At 45.2% G+C, this 21,717-nt stretch carries 18 protein-coding genes; 6 read left to right on the top strand and 12 right to left on the bottom strand.

Going from position 1 to position 21,717, the window contains the following annotated elements; translation table 11 throughout:
* Positions 1 to 320 precede the first annotated feature (320 nt).
* A complete protein-coding gene (locus KIV40_RS23105) occupies positions 321 to 1,985 on the top strand; it encodes a serine protease (RefSeq protein WP_285351531.1) in 1,665 nt (554 codons plus the stop codon).
* Between the two features lie 159 nt (positions 1,986 to 2,144).
* On the opposite strand, the gene KIV40_RS23100 is transcribed toward KIV40_RS23105, so the two are convergent.
* Positions 2,145 to 2,321 carry a DUF6435 family protein gene (locus KIV40_RS23100; protein WP_005431313.1) on the bottom strand — a complete coding sequence of 59 codons (177 nt, stop codon included), beginning with the start codon at positions 2,319 to 2,321 and terminating at the stop codon, positions 2,145 to 2,147.
* Positions 2,322 to 2,775: 454 nt separating this feature from the next.
* On the opposite strand from KIV40_RS23100, the gene KIV40_RS23095 reads away from it, so the two are divergent.
* Both KIV40_RS23095 and KIV40_RS23090 read left to right on the top strand, forming a co-directional pair.
* Positions 2,776 to 4,002 (top strand): DUF819 domain-containing protein, encoded by a 1,227-nt coding sequence (locus tag KIV40_RS23095; RefSeq protein ID WP_005431261.1) that lies wholly within the window; start codon positions 2,776 to 2,778, stop codon positions 4,000 to 4,002.
* Positions 4,003 to 4,398: 396 nt separating this feature from the next.
* Positions 4,399 to 5,148: a MipA/OmpV family protein gene (locus tag KIV40_RS23090; protein WP_285351529.1), complete on the top strand. Its 750-nt coding sequence runs from the start codon at positions 4,399 to 4,401 to the stop codon at positions 5,146 to 5,148.
* 137 nt (positions 5,149 to 5,285) lie between these two features.
* Here KIV40_RS23090 and KIV40_RS23085 read toward each other — a convergent pair whose 3' ends face one another.
* Complete coding sequence (locus KIV40_RS23085) at positions 5,286 to 6,179, bottom strand: LysR family transcriptional regulator (RefSeq protein WP_285351528.1); 894 nt, start codon at positions 6,177 to 6,179, stop codon at positions 5,286 to 5,288.
* A gap of 108 nt (positions 6,180 to 6,287) precedes the next feature.
* On the opposite strand from KIV40_RS23085, the gene accD reads away from it, so the two are divergent.
* The gene (accD, locus tag KIV40_RS23080) at positions 6,288 to 7,157 is read left to right on the top strand and encodes an acetyl-CoA carboxylase, carboxyltransferase subunit beta (protein ID WP_285351527.1); all 870 of its coding nucleotides are present in this window, start codon (positions 6,288 to 6,290) and stop codon (positions 7,155 to 7,157) included.
* Positions 7,158 to 7,235: 78 nt separating this feature from the next.
* Here accD and KIV40_RS23075 read toward each other — a convergent pair whose 3' ends face one another.
* Positions 7,236 to 7,976 carry a prephenate dehydratase domain-containing protein gene (locus KIV40_RS23075; RefSeq protein ID WP_285351525.1) on the bottom strand — a complete coding sequence of 247 codons (741 nt, stop codon included), beginning with the start codon at positions 7,974 to 7,976 and terminating at the stop codon, positions 7,236 to 7,238.
* Between the two features lie 363 nt (positions 7,977 to 8,339).
* Between KIV40_RS23075 and KIV40_RS23070 the strand changes: the two genes are divergently transcribed.
* Complete coding sequence (locus tag KIV40_RS23070) at positions 8,340 to 8,600, top strand: DUF5062 family protein (RefSeq protein WP_005533223.1); 261 nt, start codon at positions 8,340 to 8,342, stop codon at positions 8,598 to 8,600.
* 220 nt (positions 8,601 to 8,820) lie between these two features.
* Positions 8,821 to 9,315 carry a YcxB family protein gene (locus KIV40_RS23065; RefSeq protein WP_285351523.1) on the top strand — a complete coding sequence of 165 codons (495 nt, stop codon included), beginning with the start codon at positions 8,821 to 8,823 and terminating at the stop codon, positions 9,313 to 9,315.
* Positions 9,316 to 9,411: 96 nt separating this feature from the next.
* Here the strand turns inward: KIV40_RS23065 and KIV40_RS23060 are convergent, their stop codons facing one another.
* The 9 genes from KIV40_RS23060 to KIV40_RS23020 all read right to left on the bottom strand — a co-directional run bounded on the left by KIV40_RS23060 (position 9,412) and on the right by KIV40_RS23020 (position 21,226).
* On the bottom strand, positions 9,412 to 11,553 hold the full coding sequence (locus KIV40_RS23060) for a TonB-dependent receptor (RefSeq protein ID WP_285351521.1): 2,142 nt from the start codon (positions 11,551 to 11,553) through the stop codon (positions 9,412 to 9,414).
* A 48-nt stretch (positions 11,554 to 11,601) separates the two neighbouring features.
* Positions 11,602 to 12,366, bottom strand: coding sequence for a Fe(3+) dicitrate ABC transporter ATP-binding protein FecE (fecE, locus tag KIV40_RS23055; protein WP_285351519.1), 765 nt, complete (start codon positions 12,364 to 12,366; stop codon positions 11,602 to 11,604).
* Complete coding sequence (locus KIV40_RS23050) at positions 12,366 to 13,337, bottom strand: iron ABC transporter permease (RefSeq protein WP_012129536.1); 972 nt, start codon at positions 13,335 to 13,337, stop codon at positions 12,366 to 12,368. Before KIV40_RS23050 ends, fecE begins: the two co-directional genes overlap by 1 nt.
* A complete protein-coding gene (locus tag KIV40_RS23045; protein ID WP_134977528.1) occupies positions 13,334 to 14,350 on the bottom strand; it encodes an iron ABC transporter permease in 1,017 nt (338 codons plus the stop codon). The genes KIV40_RS23050 and KIV40_RS23045 overlap by 4 nt, the downstream gene beginning before the upstream one ends.
* A complete protein-coding gene (locus KIV40_RS23040; protein ID WP_005431260.1) occupies positions 14,351 to 15,247 on the bottom strand; it encodes a Fe(3+) dicitrate ABC transporter substrate-binding protein FecB in 897 nt (298 codons plus the stop codon).
* Between the two features lie 436 nt (positions 15,248 to 15,683).
* Positions 15,684 to 16,160: a hypothetical protein gene (locus tag KIV40_RS23035; protein ID WP_285351515.1), complete on the bottom strand. Its 477-nt coding sequence runs from the start codon at positions 16,158 to 16,160 to the stop codon at positions 15,684 to 15,686.
* 12 nt (positions 16,161 to 16,172) lie between these two features.
* Positions 16,173 to 18,281 carry an LruC domain-containing protein gene (locus KIV40_RS23030; RefSeq protein ID WP_285351512.1) on the bottom strand — a complete coding sequence of 703 codons (2,109 nt, stop codon included), beginning with the start codon at positions 18,279 to 18,281 and terminating at the stop codon, positions 16,173 to 16,175.
* A 347-nt stretch (positions 18,282 to 18,628) separates the two neighbouring features.
* Positions 18,629 to 19,105, bottom strand: a complete 477-nt coding sequence (locus KIV40_RS23025) for a hypothetical protein (protein ID WP_255986323.1) — start codon at positions 19,103 to 19,105, stop codon at positions 18,629 to 18,631.
* A 12-nt stretch (positions 19,106 to 19,117) separates the two neighbouring features.
* Entirely contained in the window at positions 19,118 to 21,226 is a 2,109-nt protein-coding gene (locus KIV40_RS23020) for an LruC domain-containing protein (protein WP_285351508.1), read from the bottom strand.
* Positions 21,227 to 21,717 lie beyond the last annotated feature (491 nt).

Here is a 21,717-nt window from a genome sequence, read left to right as displayed (position 1 = left end):
AATTTGAGAATAACGGACGTTAATCAACGTAAGCCACAGAGCTTGGTTCTTTGTAAATGCAGTCTACTTTTGTCACGTTGCCACTCGAATCTTGATATTGAGCATAGACGGTCCATAGCCCATTTATTCGTGCGCCCATAACCGTAACTCGAGTATTTTCGCCGTAAGTGGTGTTGTCCTTGCCAGTTCCTCTGCCAAAAGAGACTTGAAACTTTTTAATTAAGTAGAGCGTTGTCACACTTTGATGTCAATCGTGTTTCATATGTGGATTTTATAAAATAGCCTGCACGACTTTTTAGATGTGTATAAAAGGCTAGGTTATGAACACAAATCAGACAAAATGGTTACCGCTTGGTATCTTCGCAGTCAGTCTGTCTTCACCGTCTGTATTGGCAGACATTAAAACTAAAATCATAAACGGTGAAGAGGTTACACAAGGCAATTGGCCATTTATGGTGGCGCTGGTTTCGAAAAATATGGACGCTTATAAAGGCCACTTTTGCGGCGCAAGTTTTATTGGTGACCGATATGTACTCACCGCTGCACATTGTATTGAAGCGAAAAGTCATGAAGACGTAGAAGTGGTGATTGGCGTATCGGATCTGTCCTCCCCAGATACCGCGAAACATCGCTACGCTATCGAGCAAATATATGCCCATGAGAGTTACAGCAAAGAGCCTATCAGCAATGATATCGCGATTATTGAACTTGCTCAGGCTCCGTCGGAGTCTAAAGTGACTCTCGTTGATGGTTATGCTCGCGGAAATCTGGCAGTAGGTCAGGTACTCACGGTAATGGGCTGGGGAGATCAGAACCCGTCAGAAGAAGAAATCTCCCAGACCAGTGAGTTACATAAAGTCAACGTACCTCTTGTTGACCAGGACCAGTGTACTCAAGTCCCTCATGATGGTTATGCTGAGATCGGCGATGATGCTTTCTGCGCAGGTTATAAAGAAGGTGGGCGAGATGCTTGCAGTGGCGATAGCGGCGGTCCGTTAATGCTCCCTAATAACGGAAAATATGAACAACTGGGTATTGTGAGTTGGGGGGAAGGGTGCGCGCAGCCCAACGCCTATGGGGTTTACACGAACGTGAGCCATTTTGAGGATTGGATCGAACAGCGAACAGTGGGTCTAAATTACCGTGCTAAAGAGGTACTGGGCGTCCGTTCTCTTGGTTTAATCTCACACACTTTTGAACTTACAAATAATTCAGATCAAGAGATTGAAATCTCAAAGGTTTCGCCACCATTCGTTCATAACTCGCCAACCACTAATAATATGAGTGCGAGCATTACCAATAACGACTGTCAGACACTTTCAGTTGGAGAACGCTGCGAGGTAAGTGTCAGTTACGACCTAGATTCAGTCGGTATGCATGAATTTGGCGTGCAAGTTCATACCAACTCGTTGCTAGCGACGTTTACGCCAAGAGCTTATGTTTTGGGGGCGAACGCAGCTCAGCGGGAGGTGAGTGACCTCGTCGATTTCCCGAATAGTGGTGTGTACAGCACTCAAAAGTGGACAACCATAGAAGCTTCAATTTCATCGCCGGTTATAGAGCACGACGGTTCAACGGCGTTGATTGTTGAAGGGATTCCCACTGGTACCGTATCGATGGATCTTTCAGTGTTTGCAGAAGAGGACCACGACATCTTAGAAATCTATATCAATGGTTTTCAAGTGGTTCAGGTTCCGGGTGAGATTTCGGGAAGAGTGGATTTACCGATGGTCAGAGACGCAGATAACAGCTTTATGATTATGTACAAGAAAGGTGGTCTGGGCGCTGCGGACAACGGTAAGGTAACCATAGAAAATATGACGTATACCGATGAGCTGATTACAAACGAACTCAATTTCACCCCAGCTCAAGAGGCGGAAGATTCAGAGTCGTCAGGCGGCACTATCGGCTGGCATTGGTTGATCGTTCTCTTAGTTGGATTGATTGCACGAAAACGTTCGTTAAATCACAAGAGCGATAGATAGACCTTTAGGCAACCGCGACAACGTGAAGCTCTATAGCCAAAACGTTTGAAAGCGATACAAACTATAAACGCTATACAAATTATAAAAGGTCCAAAGCGTTAAACTCACAAAGCCCGGCGTGCTCGCTGGGCTTTGTTATTTCTACTGATTAGCAAGGCGTTAGTTCTGTGGCGTGTTCAGTGTTTTGATTTGCTCGAAGATTTCTTCTGCTTCTGCGGTTAACAACGAGTACGTTTTAATATCACCGCGACGCTGTGCCTGCATGGCTTGCTCGCACAGCATAGAGTGACGCTTTTTGAGCTTTTTAACCGAATTGTTTTTGAAAAAAGAAAACATCCATAAATCCTCTAATTAAGACCTTTCTTTACTACGCATTGGCGTTGATTTTAGTTCATGCCCTTAGCTTTTGAGTTAGTACATTGCTGATAGTTAGGGCGAACTCGGTGAGCGGCTTTTCGGCTCTATTTAAGCTAGCTTTGGCCGGAAATGAGTCGGAATTTTGCCATACAAAAGCTTATCATTATTTATTCAGTGAATGTTCCGCTGATAAATATTAATGCTTGGCTATAAACTACGAAACATAGTAAGGCGATAATGAGGAAATTTTTTTGAGTTAAATGAAAATAACGCAATCACTTTATAAATAAAGGGGTTGCGAGCAATTGTTGTGATGTTGCAAGGATATTTCAAAGTGTTTCTTCTGTTACATATTGTAACATTAATGCGTTATCTGTATGGTTCACCCTCTCAAAAAGTAGACATTCACGCTCAAATTAAAGGAAGAACTATAATGATTTCTAATGATGCAGTAATCATGGGCATGTTAGCGGTGATACTTGGCGGTATCTTCATTACGGAAAGCAGCCAAAACAGCGCACTAAAAAAATTCTATTCGATCATTCCTGGTCTTTTGCTTTGCTACTTTGTTCCGTCACTACTAAACAGTTTCGGTATTATTGATGCGTCAAACTCTAAGCTGTACTTCGTAGCAAGCCGTTACTTGTTGCCAAGTGCACTGGTACTTCTGATCATTTCTGCTGACCTTCGCAAAATCATTGGCCTTGGCCCGAAAGCCGTCATCATGTTCTTAACCGGCACGGCGGGTATCATCATCGGTGGTCCATTGGCGATTCTTATTATAGACCAAGTCTCTCCGGATCTTGTGTCTGGCGATGTTTGGCGCGGTCTAACCACAGTCGCAGGCTCTTGGATTGGCGGCGGTGCTAACCAAGCGGCGATGAAAGAAGTATTCGAAGTGAACGACCAGCTATTCTCGGCGATGATCACTGTGGACGTTATCTGTGCCAACGTTTGGATGGCAATCTTGCTGATCATGGTTGGTCGTCAAAAGAAAGTCGACGCTTGGCTAAAAGCAGACACATCATCTATTGAAGAACTGAAAGAAACCGTTTCTAAGTATCAAGAAGAAAACGATCGTCCAACGACAACAACAGATTTGGTTAAAATTGCTGCGATTGCGTTTGGTTTAACGGGGCTGGCTCATTACTTCAGTGATATGATTGCGCCTTGGATTTCAACCAATGCCCCAGAACTGGCGAAATACAGCCTAACGTCAGGCTTCTTCTGGTTGATCGTATTGGTAACGACTTTTGCGCTGATTGCTTCTTGTTTTAAATCAACACGCAGCCTTGAGCATGGCGGTGCATCTAAAATCGGTTCAACCTTTATCTACATCCTTGTTGCGACCATTGGTATGCAAATGGACGTGACTGCAATCTTCGATAACCCAGGTTACTTCTTTATCGGCATCGTATGGCTAACCATCCATGCTGTACTGATGATTGCTGTTGCGAAACTCATTCGTGCGCCGTTGTTCTTTATGGCTGTAGGTAGCCAAGCGAACGTTGGCGGTGCGGCATCTGCTCCGGTTGTTGCGGCGGCATTCCACCCAGCACTTGCGCCAGTGGGCATTCTAATGGCCGTGCTAGGTTATGCACTTGGCACATACGGTGCTTACATTAGCGGTCTATTGATGCAGTTGGCGGCAGGGCAATAATCCTGTAGCGCTTTTCGCAGCGCATTGAGAACAAAGGCATTTTGCGAACGAAAGGTACATTAGTTACAAAGGTACATTAGGAGCCAAAGTGCATTGGAAAAAAGTCCGATATGGCAACGACCATGTCGGACTTTTTTATTTTTAAAAGCATAGGTACATAACCGTACTCAAGCATGAGATTTCGCTCATCTCTGGTGTATTTATTCAAGTTTTGTTGGCTCTGTTTCTATGATTTATTTCTGAATTTTATAGGGAGGGCTCTGATAAATAACGACATTTTTCAATCTAAAATGCATTTATAAAACTAATCAACAATTTAGATAAAATTATATAAAGTTTGTTGAGTTGGTTTTAATTATTCGTAGAATCTCGGCCAATTAAAAATTGGAGCTCAACATGAATAAAACCTTATTACTTGTACCGACATTATTATTTAGCGCTTATTCTAACGCCGACAGCTCTTTGTCTCTTGGTATTGGTGCGCTTTATTCTCCTTCTCCATATATTGGAATGGATACGCAGTTTACACCTTTACCTTCGATTGTTTATCGAGATAAGCACGTGAGCGTTGAGGGTACAACAGCAAGTTACAGCTTTAATGGCCGAGGCGCACCGATTGAGTACTTTGCGAAAGTGGGCTTCGATCCTAGGATTATGCGACCTTCGGATTCGAGTGATGTGGACATGCAGAAGCTAGACAAGCGTAAGACATCCTTCATGGGGGGAGCAGGGGTGAGATTCAACTTTCCCGGAACCACCGCGTTTCTAGAAAGCACGATCGCAACCGACATCAGTGGAGTTCATAATGGTCATTACGGAGAGATCAAAGCGGCCTATCCGATAAGAATGGGTGCGTTTGGTATCACGCCTTCAATCGGTTATCAAATAAACAGCGCAGATCTTAATAATCATCTTTACGGTGTATCTCGTGAAGAGGCGAGTCGTACTCGATTTGATGAATATTCCATGGACTATGAGGGTGATTACTTCATTGGCTTGAATGGCTATATGTTCTTAACCAAAAAAATCAGTATTTCAGGTAGCGTTCGCTACGTGAGCCTTGAAGATGATTTGAAAAAAAGCCCAATCCTTTCAGAAACAGATAGCATGACCGCATATTTGTCGCTCAATTACACCTTTTTCTAAATAGCCTTTTTCTGTCAAATAGAAATATAAGCCGGCACACTGTGTCGGCTGTTTAATATATTTGGGATACTTGTATTTTTCTTATCTTTATTATTCGATATTTTTAAATGCCAAGGTTGGTATTGCCTCAACCCTTGCTATTCATTTGCTTGCTTTCTAAGGTGCTCGATAAATACGGGTACCTTCTTCGCTAAATGTTTTCGCGACGCGTAAAAGGCATATAGCACCAAATCTTCGGGCTCGTATTCCAGTTCGATCATTTCTAGCTCACCAGAATCGATTTCTTGATGGCAAAAGCCAGTGGGCAGTATTGCGAACCCAAGTCCAGCCAGCGCCCCCGTTTTAGCGAACTGTCCGCTGTTGACCTTAAATGATGACGCCACTCTTTGAGTTGTCAAGGAGCCATCTGTTGTTTTGAAAACCCACGGTGTACCTTTCAAGGCGGTAAAGCTACTGATGCAAGGGACGTGTTTTAAATCGGTAGCCTGAAACGGCTTTTGGCAAGTTTGTAGTAGTTTAGGTGATGCCACAACAACACTTGGCCAGCGCTTAATTTCTTTGGCAACCCAATTGCTGTCTTCTAACTTCCCTCGATGAAAACTTAAGATCACGTCAAACCCGTCCAGCAAGTCCTCTTTCGGGCTCAGGTTGGTCTCGCAATTTAATGTAATCGAAGGATGTTGAGCACAAAACGAGACAACAGCTTTAGCCAGTTCTGGTGAATCAGGCATCAGGATATTGAGCTGCCCCATGACTTCGTGCGAGTGCTGAGTGACCTCTTCAAGCGCGTTATTGAGTTTGTCGAACAATGGTTGCGTACGCAGGTAGAGTTGCTCTCCGGCTTCGGTAGCGCAAATACGTCTTGTGGTTCTATCAAATAATCGCACATCAAGTTGCTCTTCGAGTAGAGCAATGTGACGGCTGATATTAGATGTCGGTAAACACAAGAACTCCGCGGCTCGTTTAAAGCTGTTGTTCTCGTAAACACCGTGGAAACTCTTAAGCCATTGCGGGTCGATCTTATCAAGCATCTCAGTTAATCCCATTTTGTTGGATTATAAAGCCAATTAAACCCACTTTATTACCTAAATTAGGTTTATACAATGCTCGTCAACGTCGTTTCTGGATAAAGGTTCCTTATGAGTTGGTTAGAAAAGTTATTAGATAAAAACAACATTATTAACACGCGTAAAGCATCGATCCCCGAAGGCGTTTGGACCAAGTGCCCGTCTTGTGAACAAGTGTTGTATCGAATAGCGCTAAAAGAAAACTTGGAAGTGTGCCCTAAATGCAACCATCATATGCGAATGACTGCGCGCCATCGATTGGACAGCTTTTTGGATAATGAGAAGCGAAGCGAGATTGCCTGCGAGTATGAGCCGAAAGATGTGCTCAACTTTAAAGACAAGAAACGCTACAAAGAACGGATCGCCCTTGCTCAAAAAAGCACAGGAGAGAAAGATGCACTGGTTGCGATGAAAGGCGAGCTATTAGGGTTACCCATCGTTGCTTGCGCATTTGAGTTTTCTTTTATGGCCGGCTCAATGGGTTCGGTGGTAGGTGCAAAGTTTGTTGAGGCCGTCGATATTGCCATCGAAGAAAATCGCGGCTTAGTCTGCTTTTCTGCCTGTGGCGGTGCAAGGATGCAAGAGTCTTTGATGGCATTGATGCAAATGGCCAAAACCAGTGCGGCGTTGGATCATTTATCCCGTGCGGGCTTGCCCTATATTTCGGTGTTGACTGATCAAACGTTTGGTGGCGTATCTGCAAGCATCGCAATGCTGGGAGACATCAATATCGGTGAACCAGAGGCAAGAATTGGGTTTGCAGGGCGTCGCGTAATCGAACAAACCGTGCGAGAAAAACTGCCGGATGGTTTCCAACAAAGTGAGTTCCTTCTGGAGCATGGCGCATTAGATATGATTGTCGAGAGACGTGATATGCGAAGAAAGATAGGTGGGTTAATCGCAAAGCTGACCAACAAAAGTATTCGACCTGAAGCAGAGTAAGTTGCTGTTGCGTATTTCATTAGCGAAAGGCCAAGACGGAGGCTTTTCGTTAAGCTATCTACGGGGTTCTTTTCTTATTTACTTAGCCAACGCTTTTCCCTGTTTGATCGCTGCAATCAAGGCTTTACGTGCTTGAGCTTCTGTTATCGGCGTCTCACGCTTGCTAATGTCCATCAGCAAAAATGATGTCTTGTTGTCTTTATTGTCTTGTACTCCTTTTTCTATGACCGCTAAGTTGGCATACGTCGATTCAAGTACACACGCTCCAATCGCCACGCTGCCCGCTGGGAGTTGACGTTCAGACACCTGTTTTGCCGCAGCAGCAGTGCCTTCAGGTACAGCAAGCTCTTTGGCTTTGGTCTGCTTTGTTTTCCATAAATTGATTTGTTTTAACGCAGCGGGGTGAGAAGCAATTAATGTGATTGGATGCTTAGTTTTCACATCTTCGGTGTTCATTAACACACACATTTCGATTGGTGTTGTGATAAAATCTTTCAAATCGACAGGTTTGTATTGCTGAAAGGCCTCCACTGTCGCCTGTACTAGACGCCCATCAATGGTTGAGTTTTCTACGGCGCTAAAGGCCAGTCCGCCGCGTTCGTTTGCCATTTTAAAGGTATTTGTCGGTGTGCCTGCAAAATCTACAGGCGCTTTGAGTTCTGGATGCTGGGTAAATAACTGAGTGATAGCGGCGTCATTAAAACTTCCTTTAGATGCTTGCACGTAGACCGGCTGTTCTGCGTGTACCAAAGGGCTGATGCCCAACGTCGCTGCTAACGCAGTGCCCAGTATTCCTTTACTCATGGTTTTTATCTGCATTTGTTCTCCTTGGCAGTAAGATTTTTCAACGATTAAGACATCAATGTAACACAATAATGCGAGTGACTTTCGGTCGGGTTGGGTTGCCATTCTCTCTATAACTAACTGATTAAGCATTGATATTATCAATTGATGTCGGCATCATTGGAGGTTCAGCGCAAAGGTGTAACATAGTTGAATGGTATGTTGGTGACTATCTACTCAATGTTAGCGATAAAAAGATAAAGAGGTTTAAAAGATAGAGAGGTTTTTTCAATCGTTTACTTGGCAATAACGCATAAACTTACCAATATGCGAGCTTACTAACATGCCATGCGTGACACTTAATGTATTCTTAACTGAAGCGAAGAAGAGGATTTATCAATGTCAAAAAGCTCCAAGCTTCACAATGAAGACAAACTGGTTAAGAAGGCACTAGAGATTGGTGGGAAGATGGCGAAACTACAAGGTTTTGACCTTCCTCAGTCACCACAGCCTGTAAGAGTAAAAGCGATTTATCTATTCTTGGTCGATGCAAAACAGATCACACCACTACCGGAAAGCAAGCTAGACGGTGCAAGCATCAAACACCGACTGGCAGTATGGATACACAGTGCGTTGCCAGATAACGACCCTCTAAAGTAAAAAACTCAAGAAGTCGCATCGGTAAATAACAACAAGGCGAGCCAAATGCTTCGCCTTGTTTGATCTTGGTAAACGTACTGATCTTCTCGCGTTTTGGTATTATTGACTTACAAAACAGAATCAAAATCGCTAAAGATAATGCCTGAGAAGCGCTACAATGCACGTGTTGCAAGAGCACAACCAAGAATACTCATTCACAGAAACCTTAAAGTAACCATACATGTCTAAAGATTTCGAATTCACCACAGAATACATACTCGACAAGCCTTTTTTTGCAGAGTGCTATGACCAAACTAGCCAGCCACCTAAGTTCCCACAGGCGTATTTGAAAGGATTACTCTTTCTCATTTTTGGTGTGGTTTTATTAGAGTTCGAACTGCTACCCAATGGTTATGTCGGTTGGTTCTTTATCGTATTGAGTGTGATTGAAGCATGCAGCGTTTACTTCAAAAGGACTTGGTGGCTGTGGCGTCAGACCATCAGCTCAAGCCGTGGCAGCAAAGTGGTATTTGAAGTGAATGCGGATGGCGTACGCTACAAAAGCGGTAAAGTTGATCGCAGACTCGCTTGGAAAGAAATCGACCAACTTGAACAAACCGATTTGGGCTTCATTCTTCATCTTGGTAAACAACGCCAATACATCAGCAAATCTTGCTTAAACGAAGAAGTCATTTCGTTTATGGCAGTGCAGCACGCCGCATCTAAAGCGAACTAATCAACTAGCTTGAAATTGAAAAGGCGAACCATGTGGTTCGCCTTTTTTGATTTTCATTCTTTGTCTGTGGGACAGTGCTTATAAGAAAAATCAGAGTTAGAAATCAAGCTCGTAACTTAAGCTGAATGTGCGGCCACGACCAGAGAAGTAGTAAGAGCTGTTATTACGAATTTGGCTGAAGTAGTTGATGTATTGCTCATCCATTACGTTTTCAATACCAAAAGCGATACGGCCTTTATCACGCATGTCGTAATGCGTACTGAAATCAACCAGCCCGTAGCCATCAAAGTTTTGCTCTGCGCCAACATTGTTTGCACTTTTCTTGCTGTCGAATAGGTAGTTGTATTGAATTCGGCTCGCTAGCACATCAGAGAAATTATGGTTAACGGCAAGCAGTAGGCGATCTGGTGTCAGGTTTTTTAGATCCATGTCAGAGTCAACACTGCCATTGCCTGTAGTATCGACTTCACCTTCAACGTGCGCGTACATAGCACTCAGCTTAGTTGAGTCGAGCACTTGGTAGGTTGAGGTCAGTTCGTAACCCATGATGTCGGTACGTTGGCGTTCTACGTCGTAGGTACCATTGTTGTTGAGTGCTAGGTTAGCGCCATCTTTTGCAATAGACATGTAGGTGCTTGCGCTAACAAACAACTTGTCTCCGCGATAGGTTAGGCCTAGCTCATAGTTGTCTGTTACAACCGGTTCTACAGCTGGCATTGTATTGAAATCAATTGGCGTACCGTTTTGGCCCGGGTTTGCATCACCAACCCAGTTACCACGTAGGATACGACCAATATCTGGCAGGCCAAACCCTTGGTTGAAGCTAGCAAACGTGCTGAATTCATCCGTAAAAGTATAAACGGCGCCTACGTTGAATACCGCTTTTGAAGAGTCCTGTGTGCCACCAATGATCTCAGAGTTGTGTCCATCGACACCGTAGCCATAAATAGTTTGACCATCGCTTACTTTTACTCGGATGCTTTCATAGCGAACGCCGGTCGATAGGCGAAGCGCATCCGTCACTAGGAAGTCACCCTGGACAAATGGCGCTAGGCTGTAATATTCCATAAGAGGCGTCACATTCAAGCCTGACTGGTCGAGTGTTTGTTCCGTTTGATCATGTAGGCCATCTAAGCCAAATACCCAAGTATCATCGAGGTCGAGCAAGTTATAGGTTTCGTAACCGACTTTAAAGCCAGTCTTTTGAGAAGAGATAGCGCCTTGGTCGTTAACTTTGGTTTCGGTTGGATACCACGTTGCTTCACCAAACACCGCATCGTAGTTTTGGTAGAACATCTGAGCGGTAAGCATACCATTGCCCAGATCGTAGTTCGTGTATTGTAGGTTGAATAACTGAGCTTCATTGCTCACTGGTTCACCTGAAGGAGAGCCCGGCTCTACAGTCCCAGGAATTCCATTCTCGAAATCACCTTTGACACCTTTATAGTTACCATTGGCCTCGATCGTATAGGTGTTAGCCATCAATTCGATACGCTGATTACCGTCATCAAAGTTGTAGCCACCTTTAAAGAAAATGTCCGTCGCTGTGCTGTCTTGCGTTTCACCCTGAATGTCGTTCATGCCAATAGGGTTACCATTACCATCGTAGTAAAGGCCTTGTTGATCCCAAGAACCACCAAAGAACAGGTCAAATTCGTCATCGTACTTACTGACGTTGTAGAAAACTTTTCCGCCAGTGCTGTCGTTATCGAAACTTGAAGTCACACGAGTACCAACCGTTTGTTTCCAATCATCACCCGGTTTTGCACCTTTCGTGATGTAGTTGATGATACCGCCTGTAGCTCCCATACCTTGAACCGCACTTGCACCATTCACGACCTCGATTCGTTCAACCATTGATGGATCAATCGTATAGCCGTAACGGTTGCCGTTTCGAAGAGGGTTCACTTGAGGTACACCATCAATCATGATGAGCGCTTGGCGACCACGCAGGTTTTCGCCTTGGTTAGACATCTTTTGGCGACTTGGTGTAATACCCGGAACCAAGGTAGCAAGAATGCTGGTCAGGTCGTCAGAGATGATAGATTGTTCTTCAATATCCTCAGCGTCGATGACGGTTACCGCACCTGCAATTTTATCTGGTGTTTGGGTATAACGGGTCGCTGTTACCACCATGGTTTCCATCTCTTGTACGCCTTCGTTTTGCGTATCTGTCTCAGCGTGTGCACTCGCGATTGAAAGTGCTAATACTGAAAGAGTGAAAGGAAGTTTACTCATTTTAATATCCTGTCTTGAGTATTTAAATTAAGGCTATGTCGATTGTTTTTATAGGTTTATACACATAGGTTTGTTTGAAACGGGGTCATTCATGATCATTGCATCAAGATCGAAAACATCCTTGAGCAACGATTGAGTGAATATCTCTTCAGGTGCACCTTGATGGGTAACTTGCCCCTTCTTAAGTACCACCAAGTGATCGCAGTAACGGCAGGCTTGGTTCAAATCATGAAGTACGACAATCACGGTTTTTCCTGCCGCATTTAGCTTTTGAATCAACTTCATCAGCTCTACTTGGTGAGATAAATCGAGGTAAGTGGTCGGTTCATCAAGCATGACAATTGGTGTGTCTTGTGCCAAAACCATCGCTATCCAAACACGTTGGCGCTGACCGCCGGATAGAGCATCTACCTTCTTATCGACCAATTCCTCTATCTGTGTTGCGGCAATGGCTTTGTCTACTTTTTCGTGGTCGTCTTGAGTCAAACGCCCCCAGTAGGATAAATAGGGTGAGCGACCGTATTCAACGAGTCTTCTCACCGTAATATCTTCTGGCATTGTCAACACTTGTGGCAGCAATGAAATGTATCGAGACAGCTCTTTGTCGGCGTAATCTTTAATCGACTTATCGTAGACAGTGAGTGAGCCATCAAATTGTTTGTTGATGCGACATAAGGTTTTAAGCAACGTCGACTTACCACTTCCGTTGGGACCAATTAATGCTGTGATCTTTCCTTCTGGAATGTCGAGATCGAGGTTATGAATAATGTTTTCTTTGCCATAAGAAACAGACAGCTGATGTGTTTTAAGCATTATTTCCAACCTTTATAGCGTTGAAGTAAGAAGATGAAGTAAGGTGCACCAATGAGCGAAGTCAGTACTCCAGCCGGAAGTTCAAGTGGGGGAGCAATACCACGAGCGGCGGCGTCTGCGACAACCACAAGTAAAGCCCCAATCACACCAGACATAGGGAGCAAGTACTTGTGATTGTGTCCAAACAATAAGCGAGCTAAATGAGGAGATAGCAAGCCCACGAAGCTGATCGTCCCACATACTGCAACGCTAATACTGGCAAGGAGAACGGAAAGAACCAATGCGATAAAGCGTGTGCGCTCTGGTTGAGCACCTATTGTGGTGGCGGCTTCTTCCCCAAGCCCCATTAAGTCGAGTTTCCAAGCCAGTCGCAACGCAAGAGGCAGTAAGATGGCCAGTGATATCCAAATCAATGGCACTTGTGACCAGTTACGCCCCCATAAGCTTCCGGTTAACCAGACCATTGCCGTATTAATTTCTACCGGGTTAACAATCAGCAGAAAATCGATACCGCTAGAAATGAAGGTGCTGATTGCAATGCCAATCAATGCGAGCCTTGCTGGGGTGGGGTTGTATTTATAGCTGATACCAATAATACCAAGCGCGGCGGTAACTCCTCCGGAAATGGCAACAGAGGCAAGCAACGGCAATGATGCGTCTGGCACATAAACAAGCAGCAAGGTTGCAGCAAAACCAGTACCCGCGCTGATACCCATTAAATCTGGTGAGGCGAGAGGGTTTCTCAAGACTCCTTGGATCAATGCTCCAGAAAGCCCGAGTCCAGCACCAACGCCAATCGCTAAGATAAAACGTGGCAGTCGGTATTGATTAATAATGAAATCGAAGTCACCACCGTGAAGTAATGTAGTTACCACGTCACTTAAGGAAAGGGAGACACTACCGACGAATAAGCTGCCTATCGCACAAGCAATTAATAAAATGGTTAACGTAATTGCTTTTGTTTTGTTCATGACACTTTGCTCCTAACGGCCAGTGCAATGAAGAATGGCGAACCAATCAATGCAGTAATAACCCCGACTGGCGTTTCTGCTGGGAACGCGACCATGCGTGAAATAACGTCAGACCACACCAAAAGGCTTGCGCCAAGCATCGCGGTGACAGGCAGCAAAATAAAGTGATTGGTGCCAACAAGCTTACGGGCGATATGAGGAACAAGTAGGCCAACAAAAGCGATAGGTCCCGCGATAGCGACACTCGATGTGGTTAGCAACAGCACGGAAATACAAGCAATAACACGTGTACGGTTGAGGTTCACACCAAGTCCGGTCGCAATATCGTCGCCAAGAGTCAGCAAGTTAAGATTACGAGCAAGTGATATGGTCAAAACGATTCCAACCAAGCTCACAGGCCAAAATTGTGCCCAGTCTTCCCAAGTGATGTTCGCGATCGACCCAGCCAGCCAGTTCAAAACGCTATAGGCCATATCATCGGCTAGGATCAATGCACTTCTCGTAATACCAACTAACAGGGCGTTAACCGCAATGCCGGCCAATACCAACTTAATTGGATGTGACTTACCAGCAAAGAAACCACCTAAAGAAAGTACGAGCAGTCCGCTTACCGCGCCACCAAGCAGTGCATTAACGGAAAGTGGTAATTCGGGCAAGAAAACCAAATTCATGGAAGAGATAGCGATAAAACAAGATGCCCCGGCGTTTATCCCCAAAATGCTTGGAGACGCCAGCGGATTGGCTGTTAGCCCTTGCATAAGAAGCCCGGCAATCGCGAGATTGATACCAATCAGGATAGAGGCCAGTACACGGGGTGCTCTCAACGATGAGAGAATCTGATGTTTTATATTTGCTTCATCAAAGCTAAACCAGAACCCAAATAAGTCGTGGATCTTAAGCTCAAAAGAGGAGTAGCTGATCATAGATGCAACCGTCCCCAAACTGAGTGCTAAAAAAACAACGAAACAGCCAAATAGCGCTTTTCTACTTTGCATAACATTAATAAAAGACATCTATTTGTTAAGTAATTCAGAAAGATCTTGTGCGATTTGTTCGGCAGCATGCATACCTCGGTTAAGAGACCAAGCTTGTGGCGAAACATTCACAACCTGTTGGCGCTTGCGTGCGTTAAGGAGATTGAAAAGGGGGCTCTGTTTCCATGTGTCTGCGATGGTTTTCTCACTGTATGGCCCAATCAAAAGCCAGTCCGGGTTGGTTTTAAGTAGCTGTTCTAAACTCACTTCAACGTAAGCGCGCTCTTTCTCATTTGGAATTGGGCTCTGGATACCTAGGCAAGTTAACACGCTTCCCGCGTACGATTTTGGGCCATGTAGCCACATGCCTTTCTCTGTTGCAACCGCGAACTGCATAGTGTCGGAGCTCGCAAACTTCGTCTTGAATTCAGCCATCACCTTTTTGTGTTGCTCAATGCGCGACTTCATCTCTTGTTCCTTGTTTAGAACAATACCGATTTTCATTGCGGCATCTAGGTTCTGTTCATAGTTCTCACCACGGCTTTTCAGAAGCAGTGTTGGGGCAATCTTAGACAGAGCGTCATAGGCAGACGAATGTCGTTGAACATCGGCAATGATAAGGTCAGGCTTCAATTGAGAGATAACTTCTAGGCTTGGCTGGGGGCGCATACCAACAGAAGTCCAAGGTGCCACTTGGTCTCGAATCGATTTAAGAATTCGGTTTACATCTTTATCATCCGCAACGCCAACAGGAGAAACTCCGACAGAGGCTAGGGCATCGACAAAAGAATACTCCAAAGCAACGACGCGTTGAGGTGTCCCTGTGATCGTGAACGTTCCTCTTTCATCTGTGACCGAACGTTCATTAGTCGCGAAAGATCCAAATGAGGTGAGAGTACACAGCACCAATGCGATTGCTCTATGGATAAGGCCCATTTAACTATTCCGTTATGAAGTTTTGATTTGTAAGGAAGTGTGTCCATACAGGAAGAAGTTGCGAATGTTAGTGCAACTGAGAAGTAATATCAATAATAACTGATGTGATTATTATTAAAGGCTGGTGGGGTTTTATTGAGGGTTATTTTTTTGGTAAATATGTGGCTGGTTTTTATGTATTTAGTGAATGTTAAATGTTAGTTCTGACGATGAACCATTCGCCACATATGACCGAGCCTGATGTGAATTTGGCTCTTTGAAGGATAATCGAAACTGACTTGCTGGAAGTTACGGTAAGTTGCTACGAGTGAGAGCGATATCCTAATTTATGACGTTTTCTCCCAATTCAAAAAAATCGCATGTTCCGAAGAAGCATGCGATTTTTATGTGGAGCTTAACTGCCCGTAGAGCTAGATAGCCAGATAGCCAGATAGCCTTACAGCTTCAAGCTAGTGTCATTGACAGAGATAACACGTTTTACCGGCTCTGAGCCATCATAAAACCAAATCTCGACCAGCAAGTCTTTTTGGCTGTCAGATATATTAAAGTCGAAATCCACTTTCCCACTGGCTAATGGAACAGAAACCATTTTACTTGCGTAATGAGCTCGGTAGTTACCAGCGTTGTCTTCGCTAAATTGCTTGTACAAACTCAGCTGTGCTCGTTGTGTCGAAAAGCCGCTGATATCCACACTCAGTGTACCCGGTTTTACTGGGTTGTAGTCAAAGCCCTCTGGGACAACTAAGTCCCGCGCTGTTGTCGGATCATCTGGCTCATCTGGTTCAACAATGGTAACAGGGGGCGGAGTAGAGCTGTCGTCATCGCTGCTTCCACCGCCAGAGCCATCACCGCCTCCACAGGCGGTGAGCGCGAGTAGGATAAACCCCATAAGAATTGCAATTATATATTTCATCGTATCCTCTCCCTATGGCAGATCGTAAGTTTTGTCAGTGGCAGGTGATTGATGCCAGTTTTGGTTTGTTGTGCCGCCGGATTCTGCCCAATCTTGGAACTCAGGGTAGGCTTCAACAATATCAACGCGCTCCAGTGGCCATTCCCAATCTTCAACGATGAGCAGTGCCCAAGGTAGGTAGGTAGCGGTTTTAAAGTAGTTGTTGGAGCCATTCAAGCTAGCATCGACACCGATACCGTATAAACTCGTATCGAATTGTTCCGTAGGAGCTTGGCCTGGCAGGTGGATCTCCAATGTTCGTCCAGGTTGGAACGGAAGCCCTTCACCATGATAAGTATTTGGTGTGGCGAATATGAACGGGTCATACGGCATGTTGGCAATGGCAGAGCGATCGGAGCCTTCGGTAAAGTAGATATCGAGAGAAAAGTTCAGCAGCGAAGCGCCAGTGTCACAACCCGATTCAGTTCTGAAGTAAGTACAACCGCCGCTTGGACTAGCGTGTACACTCATATCTTCACCGATAATGAATATGGCTTCATCGGAGATAGATTCAAGGCCACTCGAAGCTTGTTCAACACCGTCGAATTTGAGCGTTGTTAACGCCGTTTCAATGCTGCTTCGTGCGACGCCAGGTAGTCGGATCGCGAAGCCGTTTTGATAACTAGCACCGTAAGCCACTAACTTACCAGAAATACTGATGATTTCGACATGTCCTGCGAGGGTGGTCTCTGTTATTTGAAGGTCGACGACCACGTCATTCATATCGTAATCAGCCGTATATGGCCAGTTGTCTTCAAACGCGACGGAAGCATAAGAGTCAACAGTTGGGAAATGCTCGACCGAGTACCCGTTACCTGTAATGGTAATAGGGTGGTCTTCCACTTCACCAGACGTTGAACCACCGGTGTAGCTTAGGCCTGTCTGTTGACTGAATCGGAAACGGCTCCAGCTTGACCCCGCAGTGGCCGCGTCAGACACAATAAATGGCAGCGTGTTACTACCAGCGGAGAGAAGTTCATCAGTAAAGACTTGCTCACCCGCATCAGCAAAGTCGCCATCTCGGTTCCAGTCAAACCATGCAGACAAATAGCCAGAAGTGGAGGCGGTGACTTCAATCACCGAGCTTAAACCTGGGTCGAGTGCCGCCACGAAGCCAACCCCTTCTTCATCGGCAGTGTCGACAGCATTGTCATCCGCTTGCCCATCAGAATCACCATCAGGGGCAACGCTACCCAAGTAGGTAGAACCGTCTATTTCGTGGCGAGGACCGTTTGACGCCAATGTCGTGCTGTAGGTATTTGGAGCATCGCCAAAGTCAATTGTAGAGTTTTTTGGTACAGCAGATGCGCTCGCACATCGTGCGCCGTCATTCTGGCCAGAAGCGGGTCCATTTGCAAAGAACACTCCGTTTACATTGGTGATGTTCGATGGATCGGTTAGATCGATTCTATAAATGTTGCCTGTACTATTACTAGCGGCGTACAGATATCCCTCGCCGTCAAAATACAGAGCGCCATATCCGTCTCCACCGATACCAGTGTTGCCTCTATCGATTCTACTGCCGTCTGAGCGGCTGTACTCGTATAAAATCCCCGTACTATTATCGACACCATACATCTTTCCGTTTAAAGGGTGAATGGCGATATCAGAGTGATTTGCTTTGTTAGTCGAATAGGATTTGACGGTTTGAATACTCAGGCTGGCTGAAGAGTTTGATGCCAAAGGGGCGAGGTTAATCTTGAATATACCTTTCGACTTGTTGTAGAAATAAAGGTAGTCATCGTATACGTCACCTGCAATAAAACCGTAACTGGGTAAGTTTGACACGGACACAACTTCGGCCTGGAAATCACTCCCCATTCTCAATACTCTCTGGTTCTCGGAATCATAGCCGTAAAGATAACCATCGTTCTCACTAAAACCCGCAGCATTAAAGCCGGACTGACCTAAGCCGATGGAGGTCACTTCTAAATTGTAGGTGCCGGTTACTAAGTCGACAGAGTATACCGATGCTGGCTTCCCTTGGATTAAGTAGGCATCACTGGGGCATTCACTAAACGGCCCTGCGAAGCTATGTGTACTTATCGCAATCCCCGTTGCTAGGAGAAATAAACGTTTCATAAGAAGTCCCTTTTGAATTAGGTAAAGATGCATATAAAACTTTTATGCCATTTATTATGCCTTGTTTGTTAAGTGTTTTTTTCTAAGCATTCCTGACGTTTTCATTATGAGAGTCAAAAAGGTTGGAAAATGTGTACGATTTTGAAAAGTGGAGTCATGAAGTTAAAAGCAAGCTCTGTATTTTGAAGAGATTGTCATTAGAGTGCTTGGTTCAAACCTCTCTGAATGGTCAGTAGATCATTAAAACTATTTCACAGTCACCTTCTAGCATTCAAAAAAAATCGCATGTTCCGAAGAAGCATGCGATTTTTTAAGTGGTGCTTAGTTACCCGTAGAGCTAGATAGCCTTACAGCTTCAAGCTAGTGTCATTGACAGAGATAACACGTTTTACCGGCTCTGAGCCATCATAAAACCAAATCTCGACCAGCAAGTCTTTTTGGTTGTCAGATACATTAAAGTCGAAATCCACTTTCCCACTGGCTAATGGAACAGAAACCACTTTACTTGCGTAATGAGCTCGGTAGTTACCAGCGTTGTCTTCGCTAAATTGCTTGTACAAACTCAGCTGTGCTCGTTGTGTCGAAAAGCCGCTAATATCCACACTCAGTGTACCCGGTTTTACTGGGTTGTAGTCAAAGCCCTCTGGGACAACTAAGTCCTGCGCTGTTGTCGGATCATCTGGCTCATCTGGTTCAACAATGGTAACAGGGGGCGGAGTAGAGCTGTCATCATCGTTGCTTCCACCGCCAGAGCCATCACCGCCCCCACAGGCGGCGAGCGCGAGTAGGATAACCCCAATAAGAATTGCAATTATATATTTCATCGTATCCTCTCCCTATGGCAGATCGTAAGTTTTGTCAGTGGCAGGTGATTGATGCCAGTTTTGGTTTGTTGTGCCGCCGGATTCTGCCCAATCTTGGAACTCAGGGTAGGCTTCGACAATATCAACGCGCTCCAGTGGCCATTCCCAATCTTCAACGATGAGCAGTGCCCAAGGCAGGTAGGTAGCGGTTTTAAAGTAGTTGTTGGAGCCATTCAAGCTAGCATCGACGCCGATACCGTATAAACTCGTATCGAATTGTTCCGTAGGAGCTTGGCCTGGCAGGTGGATTTCCAATGTTCGTCCAGGTTGGAATGGAAGCCCTTCACCATGATAAGTATTTGGTGTGGCGAATATGAACGGGTCATACGGCATGTTGGCAATGGCAGAGCGATCGGAGCCTTCGGTAAAATAGATATCGAGAGAAAAGTTCAGCAGCGAAGCGCCAGTGTCACAACCCGATTCGGTTCTGAAGTAAGTACAACCGCCGCTTGGGCTGGCGTGTACACTCATATCTTCACCGATAATAAATATGGCTTCATCGGAGATAGATTCAAGGCCACTCGAAGCTTGTTCAACACCGTCGAATTTGAGCGTTGTTAAGGCCGTTTCAATGCTGCTTCGTGCGACGCCAGGTAGTCGGATCGCGAAGCCGTTTTGATAACTAGCACCGTAAGCAACCAACTTACCAGAAATACTGATGATTTCGACATGTCCTGCGAGGGTGGTCTCTGTTATTTGAAGGTCGACGACCACGTCATTCATATCGTAATCAGCCGTATATGGCCAGTTGTCTTCAAACGCGACCGAAGCATAAGAGTCAACACTCGGGAAGTGCTCGACCGAGTACCCGTTACCTGTAATGGTAATAGGGTGGTCTTCCACTTCACCAGACGTTGAACCACCCGTGTAGCTTAGGCCTGTCTGTTGACTGAATCGGAAACGGCTCCAGCTTGACCCTGCAGTGGCCGCGTCAGACACAATAAATGGCAGCGTGTTACTACCAGCAGAGAGAAGTTCATCAGTAAAGACTTGCTCACCCGCATCAGCAAAGTCACCATCTCGGTTCCAGTCAAACCATGCAGACAAATAGCCAGAAGTGGAAGCGGTGACTTCAATCACCGAGCTTAAACCCGGGTCGAGTGCCGCCACGAAGCCAACCCCTTCTTCATCGGCAGTGTCGACAGCATTGTCATCCGCTTGCCCGCCAACATCGCCATCAGGGGCAACGCTGCCCAAGTAGGTTGTACCATCAACTTCATGACGTGGGCCATTTGACGCCAATGTTGTGCTGTAGGTGTCTGGTGCATCACCAAAGTCGATAGGGTCATTTGGATCGATGATTGGCGCGTTAGCGCAGCGGGCACCATCGTTTTGATTGGATACTGGCCCATTAGAAACAAACTCTACAGCGGTTACAGTGCCCGCCGCGAGGCTTGCGGAAGACAAGTCGATTCTAAAAATTTTACCGTCGGAGTTGCGCGACAAATACAGATTAGCATCAACATCAAAGTAAGCAGCGCCGAACGACCCCGTCACACCGGTGTTGCCGACAAGAGTCGTTACGCCAGTGGTACGGTCGATACTGTAAAGTTTCCCTGTATTTGTATCTACTGCATATATATTGCCGTTATCTGGGTGAAAAGCAAAATCAGCAAAAGAAAGTGTTGCCGTAGAGTTTACTTGTACTAGTGAAAGTGCCGCGGTTGGGTCACTGTCGAGAGGTGCGAGATCAATTTTGTATATACCTTTGTTTCTTCTATACAGGTAGTACACATGATCATAGACGTCACCCACGAAAAAGTGATTCCCTGTTCCGAGCAGACCAGACACATTTAACACCTCCGCCTGGAAATCTTGCCCCATACGGACAACACGGTTCTCGGTCGTGTCGTAGCCGTAAAGATAGCGGTCGGTGAAATCAAACCCGACAGCATTAATGTTCCCTGGAATGCCAGTGTCTGTTTCCAGCAAAGTTGTAGAGCCAGTGACTAGATTAACCCCGTAAATCTGAGTCGGGGTAGATTGAAACAAAAATGCTTGGCTCGGGCAGGTGTCGAATGGCGTTGCGTATGCATTTACTCCTAAACAAATCGACCCCAGCAATAATGATATTCTTCTCATAGTCGTTCCCCTTAACAAGTTGCATATGATGTTATGAATAAATCGTGCCATTAATAACGCATTGAAAAAGTAGGATTTATTCAGGGAAGGGGTGTTTTTACAAATGTGAGTGTCAATTTGATTAGCAGTTTAAAATAGGGAGTAATTGAAAGGTAAATTGAAATTTTTAATCGCAATAACAGATTGGATGAAATCAGACGTATTGCGATTAATAGATTGATTTATTGGTAGTAAACTTCGAAGTCTCGAAATATTTTTTAGTGATTGGTTGGTTCTGGGTTACCTACGAAGCTTGAGTAATAGCCAGGGCTAAGTCTTATATCAGGGTCACTTGTTGCAATTCCCATCCAATGTCTAGAATAGCCAGGGACTTCTGCGTGAACATTCCAGTTATACCAACTGTCACCATTAACATCATTGTGAAACCCATATGATTGACAATCGGAAACATACTTATAGTAATCTGATGAGTCACTAGGGCGTGTTGATCT

It is taken from the genome of Vibrio sp. D173a (assembly GCF_030248475.1).
This window is presented reverse-complemented; position numbering and strand designations above follow the sequence as displayed.